Source organism: Streptococcus sp. HMSC36C04, assembly GCF_001839535.1.
GTDB classification, from domain to species: Bacteria; Bacillota; Bacilli; order Lactobacillales; family Streptococcaceae; genus Streptococcus; species Streptococcus hominis.
In genome coordinates, this window is the sequence record NZ_KV841598.1 from 24984 (window position 1) to 49776 (window position 24793).

The following is a 24793-nucleotide window of genomic DNA, read 5'->3' on the forward strand; positions in this document are numbered from 1 at the left end:
TAAGAGTGATGCTCACTCTTAAAAGTTGATGTATTCAACATGCAATCATAAAAGGAGAAATATATGAAAAAATTGATTTTTCGCTTAACAATTCTGTTATCTGCTCTTATGCTCTTTCCTTTTCAAGCAGTAGAAGCCTGTACAGGTTTCATTGTCGGGAAGAACTTGACGGCAGACGGCTCTACTTTGTATGGTCGTACAGAGGATTTGGAGCCTAATCATAACAAAGTCTTTAAAGTTCATCCAGCCAAGGACAATCAAGCGGGAGAAAAGCTGATTGATGAAGCCAATGGCTTTGAATGGCAATTACCCGCACATAGCTATAAATATACTTCTGTTTCGGATGTTACACCAAAAGAAGGTATTTTTGATGAAGTAGGCTTCAATGAGCATGGAGTTTCCATTTCTGCTACAGTGTCAGCTAAGGCGAATAAAGCTATCCAGAAAGTTGATCCTTATGTGGAAAAAGGTCTGGCAGAATCTATCATGACAACGGTTGTCTTGCCACATGTCAAAACAGCTCGTGAAGGTGTGGAGCTCATCGCAGAGATTGTCAAAAAACAAGGAGCTGCTGAAGGAAACATTGTGACAATTGCAGATAAGACAGGTGTCTGGTACATGGAAATCTTGTCTGGTCATCAATATGTTGCCATTAAATATCCAGACGACAAATACAGTATTTTCCCTAATACCTTCTTCTTAGGAAGTGTTGATTTTAATGATAAGGAAAATGTTATTGCCTCAGAAAATGTGGAAAAAGTAGCGCGTGATGCTAATTCTTATAAGGAAATCGATGGTAAATTCCATATTTCCCAATCTTACAATCCGCCAATGGCAGAAGCTGATCGTTCACGGGCTTGGGCTGGTATTAAGGCTTTGAACCCAGACGCACCAGTCAATTATGATGATAAATATTTTGATTTGTTGCAATCTAGCAATAAAAAAATCAGCGTTGCAGATGTGATGCGGATGCAGCGGAACCGTTTTGAAGGAACGCCATTTAAGCCCCTTGATCAAATGGAATTGGACGGGAAAGGCATTCCTCAACGTGGAAAAGTAGATCCAGTCTACAAATATCCTCTTGGCAATCCAAATGTAATGGAAGCCCATATTTTCCAATTGAAAGATAATATCCCTGCCAGCATGGGTGGTGGCACAATGTGGCTTTCTGTTGGTAGTCCTCGATTTGCACCATACTTGCCATACTATGGAAATATCAACAATACTTATGCTGCTTATCAAGTTGATACAACGAAATATGACAAAGATTCTTGGTACTGGGTTGCGTCACACATTTACGATATGGCAGCCAAGCATCAAAAATTATTTGGCAATAGCATTCAAGAAAAATGGAAAGCTTTGGAAGCACGATTGATTGAAGAACAAGCCAAATTAGATGAACAATACGCAGCTGCAGGTGGAGCTTCGTCAGAAGAAGTGACTGCGTCTAGTATGGCGCGTGCAGAGGAAGTCTTTAAAGAAATGAAAGCTCTAGAAGCTGAAATGGAAGAAAAGATTAAAAATGAGCAAACGCCACCAAGCTCTAGCTCAGAACCATCTTCAAGTACAAGTGAGTCATCTTCAACCACATCTTCCACTTCGTCTACATCTCAATCTCAATCTTCGTCAAGTACAAATGAAACGTCTACATCTAGTTCATCGGATACTGAAAAACCTAACCCAAGCGAAACTTCTGATACCTTAGTGGATACAGCCACGGGTGTTCGCTTGCAAAATGCAGATTTGGTGAAAGCTAATCTCAAATTAGCAGTTAAAAAGACGATTGAAGAAAATGCAGACAGCTATGACATTACCTTGACCAATCCAAAAGGCGAAACAGTATCACAAGTCAGCTCAACATTAGTGACAGTGCCAGTGAAGCAAGGTGCTACGGTGGAATCTGTTTATGCTATGAAAGACGGCAAGCAAGCGGAAAAATTTGATTTTGTTCTCAACAAAGATCAAACGATTAGCTTTAAAACAACACACTTCTCTACTTACAAAGTAAATTACAAAGTTGTCAAAGAAGCACCAAAACAAAATAAACGTGGCTTCCTTCCGTCAACTGGTGAAAAAGTAACCTTCCTTGGTTTAGTAGGAATTGTCATTTTAGGAGTTGTCATCTTCATCTTAGCAAAACGTTCAAAAAAGAATAATGACTAGTTGAAGCAAGAAAATCAACATCATGTTGAAGAATTCCCTCAAAGTTGGATACAAAACTAACTTTGGGGGATTTTTATATGAATTGAATAAATTTCTACATTAAATTGACAATGATAATATTATTTTTGACAATAATAGCTGACAAAGTGACACGAATGAGTTACAATAGAGATGAAAGGAGAGGAGCATATGAAGCTGGAAAATCGATTAAAAGAACTTCGAGCGCGAGATAGGTTGAATCAAACAGAGTTGGCTAAAAAAGCAGGAGTTTCTCGACAAACCGTCAGTTTGATTGAGCGGGGAGAGTATGCTCCGTCTGTCATCATTGCCTTGAAGATTGCACATATTTTTGGAGAAAACGTAGAAAATGTATTTTATCTAAAGGAGAATAGCGATGAAAAAATGGATGAAAATTAGTGGTTTACTAGTAGTGAGTGTTTTGCTAGGAATTTTTGTAGCAAGTAGTTGGCTCGGAAATTTCCATTTTCCAATCTTTTTAAATAGCATACTTTGGGGTTGGATTATTCGTGTGCTCAATCTGCTTTTATTCTGCATGACGATTTATTTACTACAGTCTAGTCGAACAATTCAAAAGCAGTCAACAAATGGAGATGAATTAAATGAACAACTTTATCAGAAGATGTTCAAAAATCTGGAATATGGTACTATTTTATTAGACGTTGTGACAATCTTGACGATTTTTGATATACTAACATCATTTAATGTATTCATTACTAAAAATAGTGTTTTGATTACAGGCAGTTTATTTCCTTATGTAGCACTTACTTTTATTCTATATGGACAATATTGTCTCCAAAAGACAATTGAGCAGGTTCGGCATTTTAAATTGCCAATCGTTACATTTCCTGAAGATGTTTTAGCCTTGATGAAGACCTATGATGAAGCAGAAAGAGAAGCACATTATGAGCAGAGCTTTAAGATTCTTTTTCAGTTAAATCAGTTCATTTTGCCAGCGTTTTACATCCTCCTGTTCACTATTTCGCTTCTATTACGTGAAGTTCAATACCTTCCTATTGCAATCGTGGTCTTTATCCACCTCTACATCAATGTAGTAAATATTTCTATGATAAAGAAATACTTTAAATAAGGCTGGTCAAAAAGTATCTCTGACTCTATCTCATTTAGTGATAAGCGAATAGCACAGTAGGTGATTGCTCAAAGCATTGCTTTGAGGTGGCGGATAGGGCTTGCGAAGCAAGTCTCAAACCTGTTCGCTTTTCAAGCTAGAAAGAACACTTTTGACGAAAACTCTGTTTTTTATCCACCGCCTCAACAGTCAGGGAGACTGTTGAGCAGTCTTGCAGGGAGGGAACTACGAACTTAAATTTTTCAAGATAAGTTCTGTCCCAATCTCATGAAACATAACTAGTTATACGAGGAGCATTTTAATGAAAAAAATAGCCCATATTGGACTTGGCATTTTAAAGTTATTGGGACTGATTGTGTTAGTCATGGTCATCAATGGCATTCCTATGTTATTCTTAGCAAAAGGACAAAATCTACCAATATATACAGAAATTTTACTGGTTTTAGCCTACCTTGTGCTCGTGTTTTTTGCTATCCGCACTTTATGGAGGAGATACCAGACACATGTCTCAGAGGATATCAAAGTCCTGTCATTTTCTTGGGGAGATTTTGGGAAAGCATTGTTGTTCTTTTTAGCGGCAAGAGTAGTAGCGGTTTTAGGAACTTATCTAAACATCTTTTTAACAGGGCAAAGTACGACCAGTAACGATAGTGCTTTACAAAATCTAGGAAAAATTATGTCTGTTAATCATATCTTTTTTGCTCTGTTATATGTAGTAACTGTTGCAATAATAGCTCCGGTGATTGAAGAATTAGTATTCCGTGGTTTTGCGACAATCTTTTTCTTTGAGAAAGATCAAAAAATATCAGCAGCCATCATAACATCTATCATTTTTGCACTTCCTCATATCTCAAAATGGACAGAGTTTCCACTTTATTTTGCCATGGGATTAGTCCTTTATGCTGCCTTTGCACGTCGAGGAAATCTGAAAGATTCAATAGCTGTGCATATTTTAAACAACACACCAGCAGCTCTCGTTATGCTGTTTGCGATGTTTCGATAGCGATGTAAAAATAGTACAATCATTTACAATAATATAATAAAAACACGAACGATTTTAGTTTCAGCTACTTGCTAGTCTTGCTTCATTCGTGTTTTTGTGTTATCAGATGTTATTTTATAACCCGTAATTGTAATCATCATCTTGCATGGCTTCAACTTCACCAAGAAGATAACCGTTTCCGACTTGAGAAAAGAAGTCGTGGTTAGAAGTTCCGGTTGAAATACCATTCATGACAATCGGATTGACGTCATCAGCTGTGTCAGGGAAAAGTGGGTCTTGACCAAGATTCATGAGAGCTTTATTAGCATTATAACGAAGGAAAGTTTTGACTTCTTCTGTCCAGCCGACACCGTCATATAAGGTTTCTGTGTAGCCTTCCTCATTTTCATAGAGGGTGTAGAGCAGGTCGTACATCCACTCTCGGAATGTTTCTTGCTCTTCTTCTGGTAATTCGTTAAAGCCTAATTGGAATTTATAGCCAATATACGTTCCGTGGACAGATTCATCGCGGATAATCAATTTGATGATTTCAGCTACATTGGCTAATTTGTTATTTCCAAGATAGTAGAGCGGAGTAAAGAAACCAGAGTAGAAGAGGAATGTTTCTAAAAAGACACTGGCAACCTTCTTTTCAAGAGCATTTCCATTGAGGTAAATCTCGTTGATAATTTCTGCTTTCTTTTGCAAATAAGGATTTGTATTGGTCCATTCAAAAATTTCGTCAATTTCTGATTTCGTGTTAAGGGTTGAGAAAATAGATGAATACGACTTAGCGTGAACAGACTCCATGAATTGGATGTTATTCAACACAGCCTCTTCATGAGGTGTGCGAATATCTCCTCGGATAGCTTCGACACCTGATTGGGATTGCATCGTATCCAATAATGTTAATCCGCCGAAGACCTTACCAACAAGGTCTTTTTCTTCAAGTGATAATTTTCTCCAGTCGTCCAAATCGTTGGAGAGGGGGATTCGTGTATCGAGCCAGAACTGCTCGGTCAGTTTTTCCCAAGTAGATTTATCAATGACATCTTCAATGGCATTCCAATTTATGGCTTTATAATAGGTTTTCATGTTGATTACTTTCTTTTATTCCAGTTGATTCTTATTGTTTACAGATAGTTTAAATTTGTTCTGAAAGGCTTTTAGAAATTTTAATTCTCGTTAAATCACGCAGCTCTCACACTGGTTGGCTCCAACTTCGCCGCCGTCATCTGTAAAGGTACGGACATAATAGATTGATTTGATGCCCTTGTTAAAGGCATAGTTGCGCAGGATAGACAGGTCGCGTGTCGTTTGTTTGCATTCGGTTTTCCATTCGTAGAGTCCTTGTGGAATGTCGCTGCGCATAAAGAGGGTCAGAGATAGTCCTTGATCTACATGCTCAGTCGCTGCTGCATAGACATCAATGACCTTGCGCATATCCATGTCGTAAGCGCTAGTATAGTAAGGAATCGTCTCAGTTGACAGTCCTGCTGCTGGGTAGTAGATTTTTCCGATTTTCTTTTCTTGGCGTTCTTCAATGCGTTGTGTAATTGGGTGGATAGAAGCAGAGACATCATTGATATAGCTGATAGAGCCATTCGGCGCAACAGCTAAGCGATTTTGGTGATAAAGACCGTCTGTCATGACTTTCTCGCGTAGCTCAGTCCAATCTTTTGCAGAAGGAATAAAGATATTTTCAAAGAGTTTTTTCACTCGGTCAGATTTTGGTACAAATTCACCGGTCACATATTTGTCAAAGTATGAACCATTTGCATAATCAGACTTTTCAAAGTTATGGAAGACCACCCCGCGCTCGCGGGCAATATTATTGGACTCAACAAGTGTCCAATAATTCATGAGCATAAAGTAAATGCTGGTAAACTCAACAGATTCAGCTGATCCGTATTCAATCAATTGTTGAGCCAGATAACTGTGCAAGCCCATGGCACCTAGCCCAAAAGTGTGAGCTAAGCTGTTGCCGTGGTCAATAGTCGGAACAGCTTTGATGTGAGAACTGTCTGTAACAAATGTCAGCGCACGTGTCATGGTACGGATAGACTTACCAAAATCTGGCGAAGTCATCATATTAACCACATTGGTAGAGCCGAGATTGCAAGAAACATCCGTTCCTAAACGAACGAATTCTTGAGCGTCATTCAAGAGGCTTGGTTCTTGGACTTGCAGGATTTCGGAGCAGAGATTGCTCATGATAATCTTGCCGTCTACTGGATTCGCGCGATTAGCAGTATCGATATTAACTACATAAGGATAGCCAGATTCCTGCTGCAACTTGGAAATTTCAGTTTCTAAATCACGAGCTTTGATCTTCGTTTTATTAATCTTAGGATTGGCAACCAATTCGTCATATTTTTCGGTAATGTCAATGTAGGCAAATGGAACGCCATACTCCCGTTCGATAGAATACGGACTGAAAAGGTACATTTCTTCATTCTTGCGAGCCAATTCATAAAATTTATCTGGAATGACAACACCTAAAGAAAGGGTTTTTACCCGTACTTTTTCATCGGCATTCTCTTTCTTAGTTGAAAGAAAAGCAATAATATCTGGGTGAAAGACATTAAGATAAACAACACCAGCTCCTTGACGTTGACCTAATTGATTAGAGTATGAAAAGCTGTCTTCAAAGAGCTTCATAACTGGTACTACACCAGAAGCAGCCCCTTCATAACCTTTGATAGGGGCACCCGCTTCCCGCAGGTTACTGAGGGAAATTCCAACGCCACCGCCAATCCGAGATAATTGCAGAGCTGAATTGATAGAACGACCGATTGAATTCATATCATCAGTGACTTGAATCAAGAAACAAGAAACTAATTCACCACGCCTAGCACGTCCGGCATTCAAGAAACTTGGAGTTGCTGGTTGATACCGTTGATGAATGATTTCATTGGCAATATCCTTGGCAATTACTTCATCACCGTCGGCAAAATAGAGCGCGTTGAAAAGAACGCGGTCTTCCATGCTTTCAAGGTAATATTCGCCGTCATTTGTTTTGAGAGCATATTGATTATAGAATTTATAAGCTGCCATGAAAGATTTAAAATGAAAATCTTGTTCATGAATGAAGCTGGCTAGCTCTTCGATGTATTCAGGTGAATAAAGCTGGATGAATTCTTTTTCTAAATAGTTTTCTTGAATTAAATAGTGAATTTTTTCTGTGATAGAAGAGAATTTTTTTGTATTTGGTTCAACATTTTCTTTAAAGAATGCTTCCAAGGCTTCCTTATCTTTGTGAAGCATAATCTGTCCGTTGATTGGACGGTTGATTTCATTATTGAGACGGAAATACGTCACATCTTCTAATTGTTTGAGTCCCATAGTGTTCCTTTTCTAAATGTTAGGTTTGATATTTGGCAAAAGAAAGAGGGGTGGGCAAGAACTAAAAATTGCAAATTTTAGTTCGTAGTCTCACCCCACAAAGTTACTCAACAGTTTTGAAAAGTGTTGAGGTGGTGAACGAAGAAAACAAAGTTTTCATCAAAGGTACTCTTCCGAGTATAAAAAGTGAACGGAGAAGGTCTTGTCTAGTTATCACAGTTTTAACCATTTCTCCCATTATGTACATGTCATAAATTATGATAATTTTTTCAATTTACCTGGTTGAAAACCGGAAAATGCTTCCGTTGGAGTCTGAACGACTGGAGCAGCATTAAAGCCTAAGCTTTTCACATGATCGATGTATTCAGGCTGTTCGTCCAAATTGATTTCACGATATTCTACATGGTTAGTGTCTAAGAAGCGTTTTGTCATTTTGCATTGAACGCAATTATTTTTTGAGTAAATAGTTACCATAATGAACTCCTAATTTCTTTAAATTCAGTATGGAATTAGTATATCCAAAGCAGGGAATTTTGTCAACTATTATGTTCTAAATATTGTGTTTTGTTTTGGGGTTTTAAATACCATGATACTAGATATAGTGTTTTCTTGGAAAAAGAAAAAGATAGAATGAACTCCTGTTTTGGGCTTCGTTAGACTAAGCTTTCCTTAGGGAACAATGGATTAAAAATGTGTCAATCAATTGGACAGTGAAAATCTCGTTTTAATGAAATTTCAGTAATTCTCATAAAAAAGACTTGCTGAATACACATAAAATTCTTGAAAAAATTTTACAAAGATGTTATAATCTAGAATTGTAAGGGTTATCACATGAGACCCCAAAAAGATTACATTAAAGGAGAGTCAAACTATGGCTTCTAAAGATTTCCACATTGTGGCAGAAACAGGTATTCACGCACGTCCAGCAACTTTGTTAGTTCAAACTGCTAGCAAATTTGCTTCAGATATTACTCTTGAATACAAAGGTAAATCAGTAAACCTCAAATCAATCATGGGTGTTATGAGCCTTGGTGTTGGTCAAGGGGCTGATGTAACAATTACTGCAGAAGGTGCAGACGCTGATGATGCAATTGTAGCAATCGCAGAAACAATGACAAAAGAAGGATTGGCTTAACATGACAGAAATGCTAAAAGGAATTGCAGCATCTGACGGTGTTGCTGTTGCTAAGGCATATCTACTTGTTCAACCGGATTTATCATTTGAGACTGCTTCAGTCGAAGATACAAATGCAGAAGAGGCTCGTTTGGATGTAGCTCTTGAAGCTTCACAGAACGAGCTTTCTGTTATCCGTGAGAAAGCAGTAGAAAGCCTTGGAGAAGAAGCAGCTCAAGTATTTGATGCTCACTTAATGGTACTTTCTGACCCAGAAATGATTGGTCAGATTAAAGAAACAATTCGTGCAAAAAAAGTGAATGCTGAAGCAGGTCTGAAAGAAGTAACAGATATGTTCATCACTCTCTTTGAAAATATGGAAGATAATCCATACATGCAAGAACGTGCGGCAGATATTCGCGACGTGACCAAACGTGTGTTGGCTCACTTGCTTGGTGTACGCTTGCCAAACCCTGCTATGATTAATGAAGAAGTAGTTGTGATTGCCCATGACTTGACTCCTTCTGATACCGCTCAATTAGATAAAAACTTTGTTAAAGCTTTTGTAACCAACATTGGTGGACGTACAAGTCACTCAGCTATTATGGCTCGTACTCTTGAAATTGCTGCGGTTCTTGGAACAAATAACATTACCGAATTAGTAAAAGACGGTGATACAGTTGCCGTGAATGGAATTACTGGTGAGGTTATTATCAATCCAACAGAAGAACAAGTTGCAGATTTTAAAGCAGCGGGTGAAGCCTATGCAAAACAAAAAGCTGAATGGGATTTGCTGAAAGATGCTGAAACAGTAACAGCTGACGGAAAACATTTTGAACTGGCTGCAAATATCGGTACACCTAAAGATGTCGAAGGTGTGAATGCAAATGGAGCAGAAGCTGTCGGGCTTTACCGTACTGAGTTTCTTTATATGGATTCGCAAGATTTCCCAACAGAAGATGAGCAGTATGAAGCTTATAAAGCTGTACTTGAAGGGATGAATGGCAAACCAGTTGTTGTCCGTACAATGGACATCGGTGGAGACAAAGAACTTCCTTACTTTGATTTGCCAAAAGAAATGAATCCATTCCTTGGATTCCGTGCTCTTCGTATTTCTATTTCTGAAACAGGAAATGCAATGTTCCGCACACAATTACGTGCACTTTTGCGTGCATCTGTGCATGGACAATTGCGTATCATGTTCCCAATGGTTGCTTTGTTGACTGAATTCCGTGCTGCAAAAGGCATTTTGGAAGAAGAAAAAGCTAAATTGCTTGCAGAGGGTGTGGCAGTTGCGGACAATATTCAAGTTGGTATCATGATTGAAATTCCAGCGGCAGCAATGCTTGCTGACCAATTTGCAAAAGAAGTTGACTTCTTCTCAATTGGTACCAATGACTTGATTCAATACACAATGGCTGCTGACCGTATGAATGAACAAGTTTCTTATTTGTACCAACCATACAACCCTTCTATCCTTCGCTTAGTGGATCGAGTGGTCAAAGCTGCTCACACTGAAGGTAAGTGGGCTGGTATGTGTGGTGAAATGGCAGGCGACCAAACCGCTGTTCCACTTCTAGTTGGTATCGGTCTGGATGAGTTCTCAATGAGTGCAACATCTGTTCTTCGTACACGTAGCTTGATGAAGAAATTGGATACGAAGAAGATGCAAGAACTCGCTCAACGTGCTCTTACAGAATGTGCAACGATGGAAGAAGTTCTTGAACTTGAAAAAGAATATCTTGATTTTGAATAATATCGAAACGAAGACCATTGTCAATTAAGACAATTGGAATCTCAGTTATTGAAAGAGGGCGTTGTTGTCCTCTTTCTTTATATTGCAAATCATTTAGGCTTTCCGTGTTCCTTTTTACTTCCTTTTGCTCATTTTTGCTATAATGATAATTATGAATAACTTGATTCAATCAAAATTAGAATTGCTGCCAACCAGTCCAGGTTGCTATATTCACAAAGATAAAAATGGTACCATTATTTACGTAGGTAAGGCTAAGAATTTGCGCAATCGGGTGCGCTCTTATTTTCGTGGGAGCCATGATACTAAGACCGAAGCGCTGGTATCTGAGATTGAGGATTTTGAGTTTATTGTCACGGAGTCTAACATTGAAGCTTTGCTGCTTGAAATCAATCTCATCAAGGAAAATCAGCCTAAGTACAACATCATGCTTAAGGACGATAAGTCCTACCCTTTTATCAAAATTACCAATGAGACATATCCGCGTCTAATTATTACGCGTCAGGTCAAGAAAGACGGTGGTTTGTATTTTGGTCCTTATCCTGATGTAGGTGCTGCCAATGAAATTAAGCGCCTGCTGGATCGAATTTTCCCTTTTCGCAAATGCACTAATCCGCCTGAGAAGGTTTGTTTCTACTACCACATCGGACAGTGCCGAGCTCACACTATTTGCCATAATGAGCAGCATTTTTTTCAAAATATGGCTCAGGAAGTAGCAGATTTCCTCAAAGGTTATGATGATAAGATTATTGATGAGTTAAAAAGAAAAATGACTAGTGCTGCTGAAAAGATGGAATTTGAAAAAGCGGCTGAATACCGAGATTTGCTTCAAAGTATTGCGACACTTCGCACCAAGCAACGAGTTATGGCGAAGGATTTGCAGAATCGGGATGTCTTTGGCTATTATGTGGACAAGGGCTGGATGTGTGTGCAGGTGTTCTTTGTCCGTCAAGGAAAACTGATTGAGCGAGACGTGAATATGTTTCCTTATTACAATGACCCTGACGAGGATTTTTTGACCTATATTGGACAATTTTATCAGAATAAATCTCATCTGATTCCCAATGAAATTTTGATTCCATCTGATATTGACGAAGAATCAGTACGGGCTGTGGTAGATACGAAGATTCTCAAACCTCAGCGAGGAGAGAAGAAACAGCTGGTTAATTTGGCTATTAAAAATGCGCAAGTTAGTTTGCAGCAGAAGTTTGATTTGTTGGAGAAATCTGTTGAAAAAACGCAAGGAGCTATTGAAAATCTAGGTCAGTTGCTTAATATTCCCACCCCAGTTCGGATTGAGTCCTTTGATAATTCCAATATTATGGGAACCAGTCCTGTTTCAGCTATGGTGGTCTTTATCAATGGGAAACCCAGCAAAAGGGATTATCGCAAGTATAAGATTAAGACAGTTATCGGTCCTGATGACTATGCTAGTATGCGAGAAGTGATTAAGCGTCGCTATAGCCGAGTCATGCGCGATGGTTTAATACCGCCTGATCTTATTGTCATTGACGGTGGTCAGGGTCAAGTCAATATTGCTAAAGACGTCATTCAAAATCAATTAGGGTTAGATATTCCTATCGCTGGTTTGCAAAAGAACGACAAGCACCAGACGCATGAATTGCTCTTTGGAGATCCTTTGAAAGTGGTCGAATTGTCTCGCAATTCACAGGAATTTTTCCTTTTGCAACGCATCCAAGATGAAGTCCACCGCTTTGCCATTACCTTCCATCGCCAGCTCCGGTCTAAGAATTCCTTCTCATCACAACTAGATGGTATTGAAGGACTGGGGCCCAAGCGCAAGCAAAATCTGATGCGACACTTTAAATCCTTGACCAACATCAAAAAAGCCAGCGTGGATGAAATTGTCGAAGTGGGTGTACCGCGAAAAGTGGCGGAGGCTGTGCAGGAGAAATTGAGCAAACCTACAGATAAAAAGATAACCAACTCCTAGATTTTAGGGAAGCAAGTTCATCAGACTATTTCTCGTGAAAAACATCTGCAAGCTCTTCCAATTTATGGTAAAATGGAATGAGTATAATAAGAAAAGGAAAGTCCCTATGAAATTTCTTGAATTAAATAAAAAGCGTCATGCAACGAAGCATTTCAATGATAAAGCAGTTGATCCGAAAGATGTGCGGACGGCGATTGAAATTGCAACTTTAGCACCAAGTGCTCACAATAGCCAGCCTTGGAAATTTGTAGTTGTGCGTGAGAAAAATGCAGAGTTGGCTGAGATTGCTTTCGGTGCAAACAAAGACCAAATCACAGAAGCACCCGTGACGATTGCTCTTTTTACAGATACAGACTTAGTTAAACGAGCTCGGAAAATTGCTCGTGTAGCTGGGGTCAATAATATGTCCGACGAATTGTTGCAATATTATATGCAAAATTTACCGGTTGAGTATAGTCATTATTCTGAACAGCAAAAAAGCGATTATTTGGCTTTAAATGCTAGTTTGGTGGCAATGAATCTTGTGTTGGCTTTGACCGACCAAGGAATTGGTTCCAATATTATCCTTGGATTTGATAAGTCAAAAGCTAATCAAGTGCTAGATATTGACGAACGCTTCCGTCCAGAACTTTTAATTACCGTTGGTTATACAGATGATAAACTGGAGCCAAGCTATCGTTTGCCAGTGGACGAGATTATTGAAAAACGTTGATAGAAAGGAATCTGATTTTATGACGATTGATTTTAAAGTAGAAGTTGAGAAACGTCGCGATGCTCTGTTGAATGACTTGTTTAGCCTTTTGGAAATCAGCTCCGAGCGAGATGACACGAAAGCAGATAAAGAACATCCTTTTGGGCCTGGACCTGTTAAGGCTTTGGAAAAATTCTTAGAACTAGCTGCGCGTGATGGCTATCCAACAAAGAATGTGGACAATTATGCAGGGCATTTTGAATATGGCGAAGGAAAAGAAGTGCTTGGAATTTTTGCGCACATGGATGTGGTGCCGGCTGGAAGTGGTTGGGATACAGATCCTTATACACCAACAATTAAAAATGGAAAACTCTATGCGCGTGGTGCGAGTGATGACAAAGGGCCAACGATGGCTTGCTATTATGGACTGAAAATCATCAAAGAATTAGGTTTGTCGACGTCTAAGAAAGTTCGTTTTGTAGTTGGTACAGATGAAGAATCTGGTTGGGCTGATATGGACTATTATTTCAAACATGTTGGTCTGCCAGAGCCAGATTTTGGTTTTTCGCCAGATGCAGAATTTCCGATTATCAATGGTGAAAAAGGAAATATTACCGAATATCTTCATTTTGCAGGGGAAAATAGCGGAGCTGCGCGCTTGCATAGCTTTACTGGTGGACTTCGTGAAAATATGGTCCCTGAATCTGCAACAGCAGTAGTATCAGGAAATGTGCCAAATCTTGTAGATAAATTGGACGAATTTGCAAAAGAACACGGACTTCAATTTGAATACCAAGAATTACCGAGTGGTCAAATAACAGTTACAATTGTTGGTAAATCTGCTCATGGCGCTTCACCGCAATCTGGTGTTAATGGTGCGACTTATTTGGCGAAATTCTTGACCCAGTTTGACTTTGCAGGTTCTGCTAAGGATTATCTTGAAGTGGCTGGGAACATTCTTTTAGAAGACCATGCAGGAAAAGCTCTGAAAGTAGATTATGTAGATGAAAAAATGGGTGCTCTCTCTATGAATGCTGGTGTTTTCCGCTTCGATGAAGCAAGCAACGACAACACCATTGCCCTTAATTTCCGCTATCCACAAGGAACCAATCCAGAAATGATCAAATCTAAATTGGAAAACTTACCTGTGGAGACAGTGACATTGTCCGAGCACGAGCATGTTCCCCACTATGTTCCAATGGAAGATCCGCTTGTGAAGACACTTTTAGATGTGTATGAAAAGCAAACAGGTCTGAAAGGTTATGAGCAAATTATTGGTGGAGGAACGTTTGGTCGTCTCTTGAAACGCGGTGTTGCTTATGGTGCCATGTTCCCAGGCTATACAGATACCATGCACCAAGCAAATGAATTTATAGATGTAGAAGATCTTTTCCGTGCAGCAGCTATTTATGCTGAGGCAATCTATGAATTGATTAAATAAAGGACGTAAACTCAGCTAGAAATAGTTGAGTTTCTTTCAAAGAAAGAGGACCATTATGATTTATACAATTACAAGTGCGACAGGTCAATTGGGGCAAAAGGTCGTTGCTGAAGCACAAAAATATTTAAATTCTAATGACATTCGGCTATCTGTTCGGAGTCCCCAAAAAGCGAGCCAGTATGCAGCAGCAGGGATTGATGTCAGAGAAGCTGATTATTTAGATGTGGATTCTATGGTCGAGGCTTGGCGTGGAACGGATGTTTTGATTTACATTCCAAGTATTTCTCATCCAAGTATTGTGCGTGTACCCGAGTTTGAAAATTCAGTTATTGCGGCAGAAAGAGCTGGAGTTAAGCACTTTATCTTTGTTGGATTTTTCGCCGATCAAGTTAATAGCCCTTTTCACATGGCGGCTTTCTTTGCTTATGCCAATACTCGTCTAGCATCAGCTGGATTTTCTTACAGCATTATCAAAAATGCTATGTATGCTGATCCATTGGTACCTTATTTACCTGAGTTAATAGAGCGCAAGGCGGTCATCTATCCAATGGAAAATGCCAAAATGAGCTTTATTTCGCGAGAAGATAGTGCAGAAGCTATTGTCAAACTGGCTATGTCGCCTATCCTACAGGGAAAGACGTATGTTTTGACTCAAGAACGCAATTACACAATGTTGGAGCTGGCTAATCTTTTGTCCGAGGTTTCTGGTCACGAGATTAGCTACCAGCCGGTGACAGTTGAGGAATTTGCTGTCCTTTATGACCAACCAAAAGGTTTCGGTGTTGTGCTGGCTTCTCTTTACCAAGCTGGAAGCCGAGGCTGTTTGGACATTGTGACAGATGATTTTCGGACAATCACAGGACGGCAAGCAACTGATTTGAAAAGCTACATGATGAAAAATTATCAAAAATAGAGGCAAGAAATGGAAACGCTAGAAGATATTAAGAAAGCTATTATGGCTGATTCACAAAATCAAGCATATACCGAGCGAGGAATTGAGCCACTTTTTGCAGCGCCTAAAACGGCACGTATTAACATTGTCGGTCAAGCGCCGGGCATCAAAGCGCAGGAAACACGCTTGTACTGGAATGATAAGAGTGGTGATCGCTTGCGTGAATGGATGGGTGTCGATTATGATACTTTTTATCATTCAGGTTATTTTGCTGCGATTCCAATGGACTTTTATTTCCCAGGTCATGGAAAATCAGGCGATTTACCGCCTCGCAAGGACTTTGCTGAAAAATGGCATCAGCCGATTTTAGAGTTGTTGCCGGATCTTGAATTGACGATTCTCATTGGTCAGTATGCTCAAAAATACTACCTTCATCAAAAAGGAACTGTAAAACTAACTGATACGGTAAAACATTATCAAGACTACTTGCCAGAATTTTTCCCGCTTGTCCACCCCTCACCACGAAATCAAATTTGGATGGCTAAGAATCCTTGGTTTGCAGAAACCGTAATTCCTGATTTAAGGGAACGGGTACAAAAGATTATTTCATAGTGTGGAACAAAAGTTAATCATTTAAAAGTTTTTGATTTTGTTGCTCCACAGCGGTTCATTAGTACTGAAGCGCCTAATGAATTTCTCCAAACCGCTGCGCTTTGCAAGCATAACGTATAAATAATAGAAGCTAGGCACTTTTTCCCAGCTTCTTTTTTTAAACAAAATCTTTGACAAAAAATGTTCTATATAGTAGAATAAGCACAAACTTCTATATCGTATATTTTAGAAAGAAGAAAAATGAGTAAAAAAGTAATCAATGGTGGGTTTTACATCGGGAAAATTCATCGTTTGTCCAATCGACTGATGAATCACATTTTGTTAGAACGAGGAATTCAAGCCTTTAATGGAGAGCAGGGACGCATTTTGCATGCGCTTTGGCAAAAAGATTATCAAAGTCAAACGGAACTGTCAGAGCAGACTGGCTTGACGTTGAATACTCTTACGAAAATGATTGACCGAATGATTAGCATGAACCTTGTGGAGCGGTGCTCTCATGAAAAAGATAAGCGAAAAAAGATGGTTTGTTTGACGGGCTATGCCAAAGGTCTGCAAGATGAGTATAATGCGATTTCTAAGGAAATAATTGAAATCTTTTACAGCGGATTTTCTGACCTAGAAATTGATGAATTTGAGACTTATTTGGAGCGTATCGTGGCAAATTTAACCAAGCCAAGAAAGGATGAAGCATGAACGAGTTCATTAAATTAGTGACCAATCAATGGCAGTTTCTATTTAGTCTGGTGTGGGATCATATCTGGATATCGGGCTTGTCTATCTTACTTGCTTTAATTTTGGGAGTTGGGCTTGGAATTTTCATCAGTTTCAAAAAAAGCTGGGCTGGTGTCGTTATCGGAATAGTGAATATTCTTTATACAATTCCCTCTATTGCCCTTTTAGGGATTTTGATTTCAATTACAGGAATTGGTAACAAAACAGCAATTGTAGCTTTAACCTTGTATGCACTTTTACCCATGGTACGGAGTACTTATACAGGGATTATAGGTGTTGATCCGCTTCTCGTTGAAGCAGCAGAAGGAATGGGTTCTACTCGCAAGCAGATTTTAACCAAGGTTCAGTTGCCACTTGCCTTTCCGGTCATGATGTCTGGTTTTCGCAATATGGTGACGATGACCATTGCGCTAGCCGGGATTGCTTCTTTCGTTGGAGCTGGCGGTCTGGGGGTTGCAATCTACCGTGGGATTACAACCAATAATCAAACCCTAACCCTGGTCGGAAGTATTTTAGTAGCTTTGTTGGCATTAGTCTTTGATTTTCTCCTTTCTTTGGTTGAAAAATCAATCTTACGTCATAAAAAAGTATCTAAAAAATGGTTAGCTGTTTTCAGTTCTATAGTTCTTTTGATGGCAGGAACCATCGCATTTTTCCAAATAAATCCAATGGGCGGAACCGTGAAAATTGCGACCAAACCACAGACAGAAAACTATATCTTAGGTGAAATGCAAAAGCAAGTTATTGAAGAATACACCAATCTGAAGGTCAAAATGACTAAAGGTGTTGGTGGCGGGACAGCCAATATTCACCCGGCTATCACAAAAGGGGAATTTGATATTTACGCTGAATACACTGGTACAATTTGGGAAGTCATTCTCAAAAAATCAGGCTCGTATGATGAAAGTCAATTTAAGACGCTTGAAAGTCAATACCGCAAGAAATATCAACTTGCTTGGGTAAATACATTTGGCTTTAATAACACATATGGCTTAGCCGTTCGCAAGGATGTAGCAGAAAAATACAATATTAAAACCTTTAGCGATCTTGCTAAAGCTAGTCCTAATTTAACTTTTGGTGCGGAGTATGATTTCTTTGGTCGTGAAGACGGTTTTGCACGTTTACAATCTACCTATGGTATGAAGTTCAAATCTCAAGTGGATATGGATAGCGGATTGAAATATCAGGCAGTTAAATCTGGCAGAGTGGATACAATTGATATTTTCACCACAGATGGACAACTTTATGGTGCTAATCTAGTGGTCTTGAAAGATGATAAAAAAATCTATCCTTCTTATCGGGCAGGAACAGTTGTTCGAGAAGCCACTCTTAAAAAATACCCACAATTGAAAAAAGCATTGGCAAAATTAGATGGTATTTTAACGGATAGTAAAATGGCAGAACTAAATCATAAAGTAGAAAATGACAAAGAAGAGCCTGCTAAAGTCGCTCATGACTATCTTGTAGAGAAAGGAATTTTGAAAAAATGATTGAATACAAAGAAATTAGCAAATCTTATGGAAATCAAGACATTATTAAAAATTTAAATCTAAAGATTGAAGATGGCACTTTTCTGACAGTTGTGGGGACTTCTGGCTCAGGCAAAACGACATTGTTAAAGATGATAAATGGTTTGGTCAAGCCGAATCAAGGGCAAATCCTTATCAATGGTCAAGATATGCAGGACACGGATTTGATTGAATTGCGACGAAACATCGGTTATTCGATTCAAGGAAATGGGCTTTTTCCGCATTTGACAGTTGCTGAGAATATCGCTTATGTCTTGAATTTGCAAAAGAAAAATCAAGTGGAAATAGAGAAAGTTGTAGATGAAAAGTTAGCCATGCTTGGTTTGGATACTCAGCTAAAAAATCGCTATCCAGCAGCTCTTTCGGGCGGACAGGCGCAACGAGTGGGGATTGCCCGTGCACTCGCTGCGACGCCTGATATTTTGCTAATGGATGAGCCTTTTGGAGCAGTGGATGCTATTACGCGCTATCAGTTACAGCGTGAATTAAAATCACTGCATGAAGAAACCGGCATTACAGTTGTGTTTATCACACACGATATAACAGAAGCCTTGAAACTAGGCACGAAAATCCTCGTTTTAGATAAGGGAGAAATCCAGCAATATGGCACGCCACAGGAAATAAAAATGCAGCCTGCAAATGACTTTGTACGAAAACTACTAGAATTAGCAAGCTAAAGAGAAGTTCTATGAATCAAAAAATGAAATCCATGGTGATTTATGAGCCTGGTGGTCCAGAAAAATTTGTTCTAGAAGAATGAGAATTCCCGAATGTAAAAGAAGGCTGGACTCTAGTCAAGATTAAAGGTTTTGGGATCAATCATTCAGAAATTTTCACTCGGAAAGGTCTATCTCCAGATGTTCAATTTCCTCGAATTTTGGGGATTGAGTGTGTAGGACAAGTGGTTGAAACGACAAGGAGAGATTTACAAATTGGATAAAAAATTGTCTCTATCATGGGGTGAAATGGGACGTGCCCTTGACGGTTCTTATGCTGAATATGCTCTACTTCCAAATGAGCAGATTTATCCCGTAGATAGCCAATTACCTTGGTCTGAGTTAGCAGCAGTACCAGAGACCTATTATACCGCTTTTGGCTCCTTCAAAAATCTGCAGATAAAAGAAGGAGATTCAATCTTAGTCCGAGCTGCGACAAGTGGTGTTGGATTAGCTTTCTTAAAATTGGTAAAGGCGCAATTCCCACAGAATCGTGTAGTTGGCGCAGTTCGTTCTCTCGCTAAAAAAGATTTGCTTCAATATCGAGGTTTTGATGAAATTATTTTAGATGAAAAAGGAGTTTTGCAAACTGAGGAAAAGTTTGATAAAATCCTTGAATTAGTCGGTCCGGCTACTCTAAAAAATTCATTTGACCATATTCAAAGTGCAGGAATTATCTGTAACACTGGTCAATTAGGTGGCAAATGGTATGTAGAGGAGTTTGACCCAATCGTAGAAATAAAAAATAATAGTTTTTTGACGAGTTTTCATTCAGGCAATGTGAGCCAGCAGCTTATTGATGAACTTTTTAGCTATATTGATGCTTACCAGAAAAATGTATCTTCTCAACGAATCTTTTCGTTAGAGCAAATCCCAGCAGCCCATTCTTATATCGAAAGTCAAGCGGGATTTGGGAAAGTGGTCGTCTTAAATGATTAACTAGAAAAAATGAAAAGTGTGCAAATGCATGCTTTTTTGAATTGACATACAGTATATCTACGCCTATAATGTAAATTAGAAAATTCTATAAATGAGGCGATACAGATGAAAAAAAGGATTGGGATTTTATTAGTAGCGAGTTTGTTTCTTTTGACAGCTTGTGGGGGAAAGAAAACGAATGTGGAAACGAAACAAGAAGGAAAAGCAACATCTGCAAAAGTTGCATCCTCTGAGCAAGTAAAGAAAAAAGCAAAAGTTCATTATAATGGTTCTTACTATAGTGTAAAAGGAAAATACGATGAAATTGTCATCGCAAATAAACATTATCCATTATCTTCAGATTACAATCCCGGTGAAAATCCTACTGCTAAAGCAAAATTGCTGGAGTTGATTGCTGCTATGCAGCGCAAAGGCTATCCTATCAGTAATCAATATAGCGGTTTCCGTAGTTATCAAACGCAGGTTACTCTTTATCAAAATTATATCAATCAAGACGGGAAAGAAGCAGCAGATCGTTATTCTGCCCGACCTGGCTATAGTGAACACCAAACAGGCTTGGCATTTGACTTGATTGGCACAGACGGAAATCTAGTAACAGAAGAAAAGGCGAGCAGATGGCTTTTGAAACATGCTGCCGAATATGGTTTTGTCGTGCGCTATCTAAATGGTAAAGAAGACAAAACTGGATATATGCCAGAGCAATGGCATCTTCGTTATGTTGGGAAAGAAGCAAAAGAGATTGCAGATTCAGGACTATCTTTAGAAGAGTATTTCGGCTTTTCCGGGGGAGATTATAAGGATTAAAGTTGAACACAAGGAGACAATACACATGAAAATCTACACAATGAACCCTACTATTGATGTCGTGGAAACACCTGTTGAAGAAACTGGCCGCATCATCCGTCACCTTCACTTAGGAGAAGGAAAAATAATTTCTGAACATAAGGCTGATGCTTTGGTGACTGTTGTCTGTCTAGAAGGAAAGGTTGATTTTACATCATCTGGTCAAACAGTTCAACTTGTTCCCGGAAGTTTTTTAACCATGGAACCAAATGAACTTCATAGTTTATATGGTGTAAAAGATAGCCATGTATTGGTTATTCAACAATTAAAATACTAAATGCGAAAAAGAGTAAAAACTTGGAAGTCATACTGTCGTAGATTCCAAGTTTTTTTGATTATATAAAAAAACCTTTCCCAAAATTGGAAAGGGCTTATTATCAACATTCTTTGTAATGTAAATATGATCTTTATTTGAGACCGTATTTTTTGTTGAAACGATCCACACGTCCATCTGCTTGAGTGAATTTTTGACGTCCAGTGTAGAATGGATGTGAGTCTGATGAAATTTCCACACGGATCAAAGGATAAGTGTTTCCATCTTCCCATTCAATAGTTTCGCTAGAATACTTAGTAGAACCACTAAGGAATTTGTAGCCAGTTGAAGTATCCATAAAGACAACGGGACGGTATTCAGGATGAATGTCTTTTCTCATTTTTAAAATTTCCTTTCTGCCATGGTCTCTCTGCGAGCCATAGATTCGTTACTTTGATAGTTTACCAAATTCTAGCGGATTTGACAAGTCTTTTCTACCAAATTATTTCCTTTTTGCCAATTCTTTCAATTCTTGATAAACTTCTTCGATTTCTTCTTTGGAGTAAGCATTGGCACCACTGGCAAGAGGATGACCGCCTCCGTCGTGTTTTTTAGCTACTTCATTAATCGGGATAAATTTACTCCTTAGCCGAACGCGGTAATTTCCATTTTCTTGCTCAACAAAAATTCCCCATAATTCAACGCTGTCAATACGCCCTGGAGCTGAAACGATAGCAGAAGTATCAGCATCTGTTAAATGATTGGCTTTGAGAAGTTCCTGAGTTAAAATGACACGAGCTGCACCATTTTCATCGACTTCTAAATGGTCATAAACATAGCCTTGAAGTTTAGCGATTTGATAGCTGAAAGAGTCCATTTTTCGAGCCAAAGCAGCAAAATCAAAGGGATACTCGCGAAGTTTACTGGCGACAGCCATTGTGCGGGCAGTTGTGGCAGGATATAGGAAACGTCCTGTATCACCGACAATTCCAGCATAAAGCAATTTAGCAGAATAATCATCTAGTTTCAGTTTATTTTCCAATGCAAAGAGAGCAATTAACTCACTAGCACTACTAGAGCTAGTATCCACCAAAGAAATGTCCCCGTAAATGTCATCATTTGGATGATGATCAATTTTGATGAGAAAATCCCCTTTGTTGTACCGTTCATCATCAATCCGAGCAGTATTTGCCGTATCACAAACAATAACTAAAGCATGTTTGTAATCATCGTCTGAAACATCATCCATTTTAGCCAGCCAAGCAAGAGTAGGTTCAGTCTTTCCTGCTACTTTAATCTTTTTCTCAGGGAAATTGACTTGAAGTAATTTTTTCAAACCGACTTGACTTCCTAAGGCATCAGGATCAGGTCGCATGTGACGATGAATGATAATCGTATCGTATTCTTTAATTTTATGTAAAATTTGCTTAAAAATGTCCATGTTATAACCTCCGCTCTACCTTTTATTCATTGTATCATAAGATGATTATTTTAAAAAGTAAAAGGGAAAAGTAGGGAACTTTAAGAGATTTGAAGTGCAACAATTTGTTCAATGTGTTATAATAAACTGATAGAATTTTTGGGAGGAAATTATGGCTTTAGCAAAAATTGTATTTGCGAGTATGACAGGAAATACAGAAGAAATCGCAGATATTGTAGCTGATAAATTAAAAGAACTTGGTTTAGAAGTAGATATTGATGAATGCACAACGGTTGATGCAGAGGAATTTCTAGAAGCAGATATCGCAATCGTTGCTTCTTACACATACGGTGACGGCGAGTTGCCTGATGAAATTGTTGATTTTTATGAAGATTTAGCTAGTCTTGACTTGACTGGAAAGATTTATGGTGTTGTCGGGTCAGGTGATACATTCTATGATGAGTTTTGTAAGGCAGTAGATGACTTTGATCGCACTTTTGCAGCGACAGGTGCTGAAAAAGGTGCTGAAAATGTCAAAGTCGATCTATCAGCAGAAGATGAAGATATTGAAAATCTGGAGAAATTCGCTGAAGCATTAGCCGAAAAAGTACGGTAATCATGTAAGAAGGCTGGGAACTTTTCCTAGCCTTTTTAGCTTAATTTATTCGATTTTAGGCATATATTCTGACATTTCTAATATAGAATAGTATAATAAGAGAAGAGAAATTGTATCAATGGGAGGAATGAGATGACGAAAGAACGAGATTATGCTTTTGGTTTTCACGATGATGTAAAACCGTTATTTTCTACTGGTAAGGGCTTGACAGAAGAGGTTGTTCGTGAAATTTCTGAAATTAAAAATGAGCCGCAATGGATGTTGGATTATCGCTTGCGTTCTTTAGAATTGTTCCATAAATTGCCCATGCCTGATTTTGGACCAGATTTATCCGGCATACGATTTGATGATATTGTCTATTATCAAAAATTAAGTGGGGATCGGGCTAGAAGTTGGGATGAAGTGCCAGATGAAATAAAGAAAACCTTTGAGCGTCTGGGGATTCCTGAAGCAGAGCGTCAATTTTTGTCAGGGGCTGTTGCTCAGTATGAATCTGAAGTGGTCTATCACAATATGAAAGAAGAATTTGCCAAGCAAGGCATTATTTTTACCGATACCGACACGGCAGTACAAGAATATCCGGATTTGGTCAAAAAATACTTTGGAACAGTCATTTCTAATGCAGAACACAAGTTTTCTGCTTTGAACAGTGCTGTTTGGTCAGGTGGCACATTTATCTATGTTCCTAAAAATGTTCAATGTCAGGTGCCAGTTCAGACCTATTTCCGTATCAATGGAGAAAATGCTGGTCAATTTGAACGCTCGCTCATTATTGTAGAAGAGGGTGGCTCTATTCAATACATTGAGGGCTGTACAGCGCCGACTTATACGACCAATAGTCTTCATGCTGCAAATGTGGAAATTATTGTCAAAAAAGATGCTTTTTTCCGCTATACAACCATTCAAAACTGGTCAGACAATGTTTATAATCTGGTAACAGAGCGTGGAACGGTTGAAGAAGGCGGTACTTTGGAATGGATTGACGGAAATCTGGGCAGCAAGGTCAATATGAAATACCCTTGCAGCATTTTGAATGGACGCAATGCAAGAACTTCTGTTCTTTCTATGTCCTTTGCTAATTATGGTCAGCATTTAGATGCAGGCTGTAAAGTCTATCACAATGCGCCGAAGACTTCTAGCACATTGATTTCCAAGTCTGTTGCTAAAGACGGTGGTAAGACGGATTACCGCGGTCAAGTCCGTTTTGGCAAGAACAGTGCTGGTTCAAAGTCTCACATTGAGTGCGATACGATTCTCATGGATGGTGAATCCAGCTCGGATACCATTCCATTTAATGAAATTCACAATTCGAATGTTGCACTGGAACACGAAGCTAAGGTTTCTAAGGTTTCGGAGGATCAGCTTTATTACCTCATGAGCCGTGGTATTAGCGAAGAAGAAGCAACTGCCATGATTATCAATGGCTTTATGGAACCGATCACCAAAGAACTTCCAATGGAATACGCAGTGGAGCTCAACCAACTCATTAACATGAGTATGGAAGGCTCAGTAGGATAAAAGTAAAAACAGTCGTGAGGCTGTTTTTTGTTGAAACAAGAGAAAGAAAAAAGCACCGAATCGGTGCCACTTTTTCAAGTTGGATACGGACAAAGCCTTATTTTAACTTGCTGTGTTGTTTCGAATGGTTCCAACAATGATAGTATACAATATTTTTCTTTAAATGTAAACG

General features: G+C 38.9%; 23 protein-coding genes and 1 pseudogene. 19 read left to right on the top strand and 5 right to left on the bottom strand.

Annotated features, from left to right (window positions below):
* Positions 1-63 precede the first annotated feature (63 nt).
* The 4 genes from HMPREF3249_RS05620 to HMPREF3249_RS05635 all read left to right on the top strand — a co-directional run bounded on the left by HMPREF3249_RS05620 (position 64) and on the right by HMPREF3249_RS05635 (position 4274).
* Positions 64-2163 (top strand): C69 family dipeptidase, encoded by a 2100-nt coding sequence (locus HMPREF3249_RS05620; RefSeq protein ID WP_059220956.1) that lies wholly within the window; start codon positions 64-66, stop codon positions 2161-2163.
* A gap of 189 nt (positions 2164-2352) precedes the next feature.
* Positions 2353-2580: a helix-turn-helix transcriptional regulator gene (locus tag HMPREF3249_RS05625; protein WP_037607910.1), complete on the top strand. Its 228-nt coding sequence runs from the start codon at positions 2353-2355 to the stop codon at positions 2578-2580.
* A complete protein-coding gene (locus HMPREF3249_RS09230; protein ID WP_224785079.1) occupies positions 2558-3271 on the top strand; it encodes a DUF3169 family protein in 714 nt (237 codons plus the stop codon). Before HMPREF3249_RS05625 ends, HMPREF3249_RS09230 begins: the two co-directional genes overlap by 23 nt.
* A 301-nt stretch (positions 3272-3572) precedes the next feature.
* Positions 3573-4274 (top strand): CPBP family intramembrane glutamic endopeptidase, encoded by a 702-nt coding sequence (locus tag HMPREF3249_RS05635; RefSeq protein WP_059220954.1) that lies wholly within the window; start codon positions 3573-3575, stop codon positions 4272-4274.
* A gap of 114 nt (positions 4275-4388) precedes the next feature.
* Here the strand turns inward: HMPREF3249_RS05635 and nrdF are convergent, their stop codons facing one another.
* The 3 genes from nrdF to nrdH form a co-directional block, all read right to left on the bottom strand.
* Positions 4389-5348, bottom strand: coding sequence for a class 1b ribonucleoside-diphosphate reductase subunit beta (gene nrdF, locus HMPREF3249_RS05640; RefSeq protein ID WP_003041393.1), 960 nt, complete (start codon positions 5346-5348; stop codon positions 4389-4391).
* Positions 5349-5438: 90 nt separating this feature from the next.
* The gene (gene nrdE / locus HMPREF3249_RS05645) at positions 5439-7598 is read right to left on the bottom strand and encodes a class 1b ribonucleoside-diphosphate reductase subunit alpha (RefSeq protein WP_059220952.1); all 2160 of its coding nucleotides are present in this window, start codon (positions 7596-7598) and stop codon (positions 5439-5441) included.
* 255 nt (positions 7599-7853) lie between these two features.
* On the bottom strand, positions 7854-8072 hold the full coding sequence (gene nrdH, locus HMPREF3249_RS05650) for a glutaredoxin-like protein NrdH (protein WP_003023812.1): 219 nt from the start codon (positions 8070-8072) through the stop codon (positions 7854-7856).
* A 397-nt stretch (positions 8073-8469) separates the two neighbouring features.
* Here nrdH and HMPREF3249_RS05655 point away from each other — a divergent pair, with 397 nt between their 5' ends.
* From HMPREF3249_RS05655 to HMPREF3249_RS05715, 13 genes and pseudogenes are all read left to right on the top strand, one after another.
* Complete coding sequence (locus HMPREF3249_RS05655) at positions 8470-8733, top strand: phosphocarrier protein HPr (protein WP_003023815.1); 264 nt, start codon at positions 8470-8472, stop codon at positions 8731-8733.
* A gap of 1 nt (position 8734) precedes the next feature.
* Positions 8735-10468 (top strand): phosphoenolpyruvate--protein phosphotransferase, encoded by a 1734-nt coding sequence (gene ptsP / locus HMPREF3249_RS05660; RefSeq protein ID WP_059220951.1) that lies wholly within the window; start codon positions 8735-8737, stop codon positions 10466-10468.
* 151 nt (positions 10469-10619) lie between these two features.
* The gene (uvrC, locus tag HMPREF3249_RS05665) at positions 10620-12419 is read left to right on the top strand and encodes an excinuclease ABC subunit UvrC (protein ID WP_059220948.1); all 1800 of its coding nucleotides are present in this window, start codon (positions 10620-10622) and stop codon (positions 12417-12419) included.
* A gap of 106 nt (positions 12420-12525) precedes the next feature.
* Positions 12526-13131, top strand: coding sequence for a nitroreductase family protein (locus tag HMPREF3249_RS05670; RefSeq protein WP_070867514.1), 606 nt, complete (start codon positions 12526-12528; stop codon positions 13129-13131).
* A gap of 19 nt (positions 13132-13150) precedes the next feature.
* Complete coding sequence (pepV, locus tag HMPREF3249_RS05675) at positions 13151-14551, top strand: dipeptidase PepV (RefSeq protein ID WP_059221331.1); 1401 nt, start codon at positions 13151-13153, stop codon at positions 14549-14551.
* 55 nt (positions 14552-14606) lie between these two features.
* Positions 14607-15464: an SDR family oxidoreductase gene (locus tag HMPREF3249_RS05680; RefSeq protein WP_049533119.1), complete on the top strand. Its 858-nt coding sequence runs from the start codon at positions 14607-14609 to the stop codon at positions 15462-15464.
* A 9-nt stretch (positions 15465-15473) separates the two neighbouring features.
* Positions 15474-16055 (top strand): uracil-DNA glycosylase family protein, encoded by a 582-nt coding sequence (locus tag HMPREF3249_RS05685; RefSeq protein ID WP_049533118.1) that lies wholly within the window; start codon positions 15474-15476, stop codon positions 16053-16055.
* A gap of 240 nt (positions 16056-16295) precedes the next feature.
* Entirely contained in the window at positions 16296-16748 is a 453-nt protein-coding gene (locus tag HMPREF3249_RS05690) for a MarR family transcriptional regulator (protein ID WP_049533117.1), read from the top strand.
* A complete protein-coding gene (locus HMPREF3249_RS05695; RefSeq protein WP_049533116.1) occupies positions 16745-18277 on the top strand; it encodes an ABC transporter permease/substrate-binding protein in 1533 nt (510 codons plus the stop codon). The genes HMPREF3249_RS05690 and HMPREF3249_RS05695 overlap by 4 nt, the downstream gene beginning before the upstream one ends.
* Positions 18274-18993, top strand: a complete 720-nt coding sequence (locus tag HMPREF3249_RS05700; protein ID WP_049533115.1) for an ATP-binding cassette domain-containing protein — start codon at positions 18274-18276, stop codon at positions 18991-18993. Before HMPREF3249_RS05695 ends, HMPREF3249_RS05700 begins: the two co-directional genes overlap by 4 nt.
* A gap of 11 nt (positions 18994-19004) precedes the next feature.
* Positions 19005-19971 (top strand): annotated as a pseudogene (locus tag HMPREF3249_RS05705) (zinc-binding dehydrogenase).
* A 105-nt stretch (positions 19972-20076) separates the two neighbouring features.
* The gene (ldcB, locus tag HMPREF3249_RS05710; RefSeq protein WP_049533114.1) at positions 20077-20775 is read left to right on the top strand and encodes an LD-carboxypeptidase LdcB/DacB; all 699 of its coding nucleotides are present in this window, start codon (positions 20077-20079) and stop codon (positions 20773-20775) included.
* 25 nt (positions 20776-20800) lie between these two features.
* Entirely contained in the window at positions 20801-21091 is a 291-nt protein-coding gene (locus HMPREF3249_RS05715; RefSeq protein WP_049533113.1) for an AraC family ligand binding domain-containing protein, read from the top strand.
* A 130-nt stretch (positions 21092-21221) separates the two neighbouring features.
* Here the strand turns inward: HMPREF3249_RS05715 and HMPREF3249_RS05720 are convergent, their stop codons facing one another.
* Both HMPREF3249_RS05720 and HMPREF3249_RS05725 read right to left on the bottom strand, forming a co-directional pair.
* The gene (locus HMPREF3249_RS05720) at positions 21222-21467 is read right to left on the bottom strand and encodes a type B 50S ribosomal protein L31 (protein WP_003041527.1); all 246 of its coding nucleotides are present in this window, start codon (positions 21465-21467) and stop codon (positions 21222-21224) included.
* Between the two features lie 102 nt (positions 21468-21569).
* Positions 21570-22508, bottom strand: coding sequence for a DHH family phosphoesterase (locus HMPREF3249_RS05725; RefSeq protein WP_059220946.1), 939 nt, complete (start codon positions 22506-22508; stop codon positions 21570-21572).
* A 151-nt stretch (positions 22509-22659) separates the two neighbouring features.
* Between HMPREF3249_RS05725 and HMPREF3249_RS05730 the strand changes: the two genes are divergently transcribed.
* Positions 22660-23103 carry a flavodoxin gene (locus tag HMPREF3249_RS05730; protein WP_059220944.1) on the top strand — a complete coding sequence of 148 codons (444 nt, stop codon included), beginning with the start codon at positions 22660-22662 and terminating at the stop codon, positions 23101-23103.
* A gap of 132 nt (positions 23104-23235) precedes the next feature.
* Positions 23236-24621, top strand: a complete 1386-nt coding sequence (gene sufB / locus HMPREF3249_RS05735) for a Fe-S cluster assembly protein SufB (RefSeq protein ID WP_021001888.1) — start codon at positions 23236-23238, stop codon at positions 24619-24621.
* The last annotated feature ends 172 nt before the right edge of the window (positions 24622-24793 follow it).

Coding starts and splice junctions, on each gene's coding strand:
- HMPREF3249_RS05720 (WP_003041527.1), bottom strand. CDS start 21,467: ATGAGAAAAGACATTCATCCTGAATACCGTCCCGTTGTCTTTATGGAT.
- nrdE (WP_059220952.1), bottom strand. CDS start 7,598: ATGGGACTCAAACAATTAGAAGATGTGACGTATTTCCGTCTCAATAAT.
- uvrC (WP_059220948.1), top strand. CDS start 10,620: ATGAATAACTTGATTCAATCAAAATTAGAATTGCTGCCAACCAGTCCA.
- HMPREF3249_RS05730 (WP_059220944.1), top strand. CDS start 22,660: ATGGCTTTAGCAAAAATTGTATTTGCGAGTATGACAGGAAATACAGAA.
- ldcB (WP_049533114.1), top strand. CDS start 20,077: ATGAAAAAAAGGATTGGGATTTTATTAGTAGCGAGTTTGTTTCTTTTG.
- HMPREF3249_RS05715 (WP_049533113.1), top strand. CDS start 20,801: ATGAAAATCTACACAATGAACCCTACTATTGATGTCGTGGAAACACCT.
- HMPREF3249_RS05695 (WP_049533116.1), top strand. CDS start 16,745: ATGAACGAGTTCATTAAATTAGTGACCAATCAATGGCAGTTTCTATTT.
- nrdH (WP_003023812.1), bottom strand. CDS start 8,072: ATGGTAACTATTTACTCAAAAAATAATTGCGTTCAATGCAAAATGACA.
- HMPREF3249_RS05685 (WP_049533118.1), top strand. CDS start 15,474: ATGGAAACGCTAGAAGATATTAAGAAAGCTATTATGGCTGATTCACAA.
- HMPREF3249_RS09230 (WP_224785079.1), top strand. CDS start 2,558: ATGAAAAAATGGATGAAAATTAGTGGTTTACTAGTAGTGAGTGTTTTG.
- HMPREF3249_RS05655 (WP_003023815.1), top strand. CDS start 8,470: ATGGCTTCTAAAGATTTCCACATTGTGGCAGAAACAGGTATTCACGCA.
- HMPREF3249_RS05620 (WP_059220956.1), top strand. CDS start 64: ATGAAAAAATTGATTTTTCGCTTAACAATTCTGTTATCTGCTCTTATG.
- HMPREF3249_RS05690 (WP_049533117.1), top strand. CDS start 16,296: ATGAGTAAAAAAGTAATCAATGGTGGGTTTTACATCGGGAAAATTCAT.
- pepV (WP_059221331.1), top strand. CDS start 13,151: ATGACGATTGATTTTAAAGTAGAAGTTGAGAAACGTCGCGATGCTCTG.
- HMPREF3249_RS05725 (WP_059220946.1), bottom strand. CDS start 22,508: ATGGACATTTTTAAGCAAATTTTACATAAAATTAAAGAATACGATACG.
- ptsP (WP_059220951.1), top strand. CDS start 8,735: ATGACAGAAATGCTAAAAGGAATTGCAGCATCTGACGGTGTTGCTGTT.
- HMPREF3249_RS05680 (WP_049533119.1), top strand. CDS start 14,607: ATGATTTATACAATTACAAGTGCGACAGGTCAATTGGGGCAAAAGGTC.
- sufB (WP_021001888.1), top strand. CDS start 23,236: ATGACGAAAGAACGAGATTATGCTTTTGGTTTTCACGATGATGTAAAA.
- nrdF (WP_003041393.1), bottom strand. CDS start 5,348: ATGAAAACCTATTATAAAGCCATAAATTGGAATGCCATTGAAGATGTC.
- HMPREF3249_RS05635 (WP_059220954.1), top strand. CDS start 3,573: ATGAAAAAAATAGCCCATATTGGACTTGGCATTTTAAAGTTATTGGGA.
- HMPREF3249_RS05700 (WP_049533115.1), top strand. CDS start 18,274: ATGATTGAATACAAAGAAATTAGCAAATCTTATGGAAATCAAGACATT.
- HMPREF3249_RS05625 (WP_037607910.1), top strand. CDS start 2,353: ATGAAGCTGGAAAATCGATTAAAAGAACTTCGAGCGCGAGATAGGTTG.
- HMPREF3249_RS05670 (WP_070867514.1), top strand. CDS start 12,526: ATGAAATTTCTTGAATTAAATAAAAAGCGTCATGCAACGAAGCATTTC.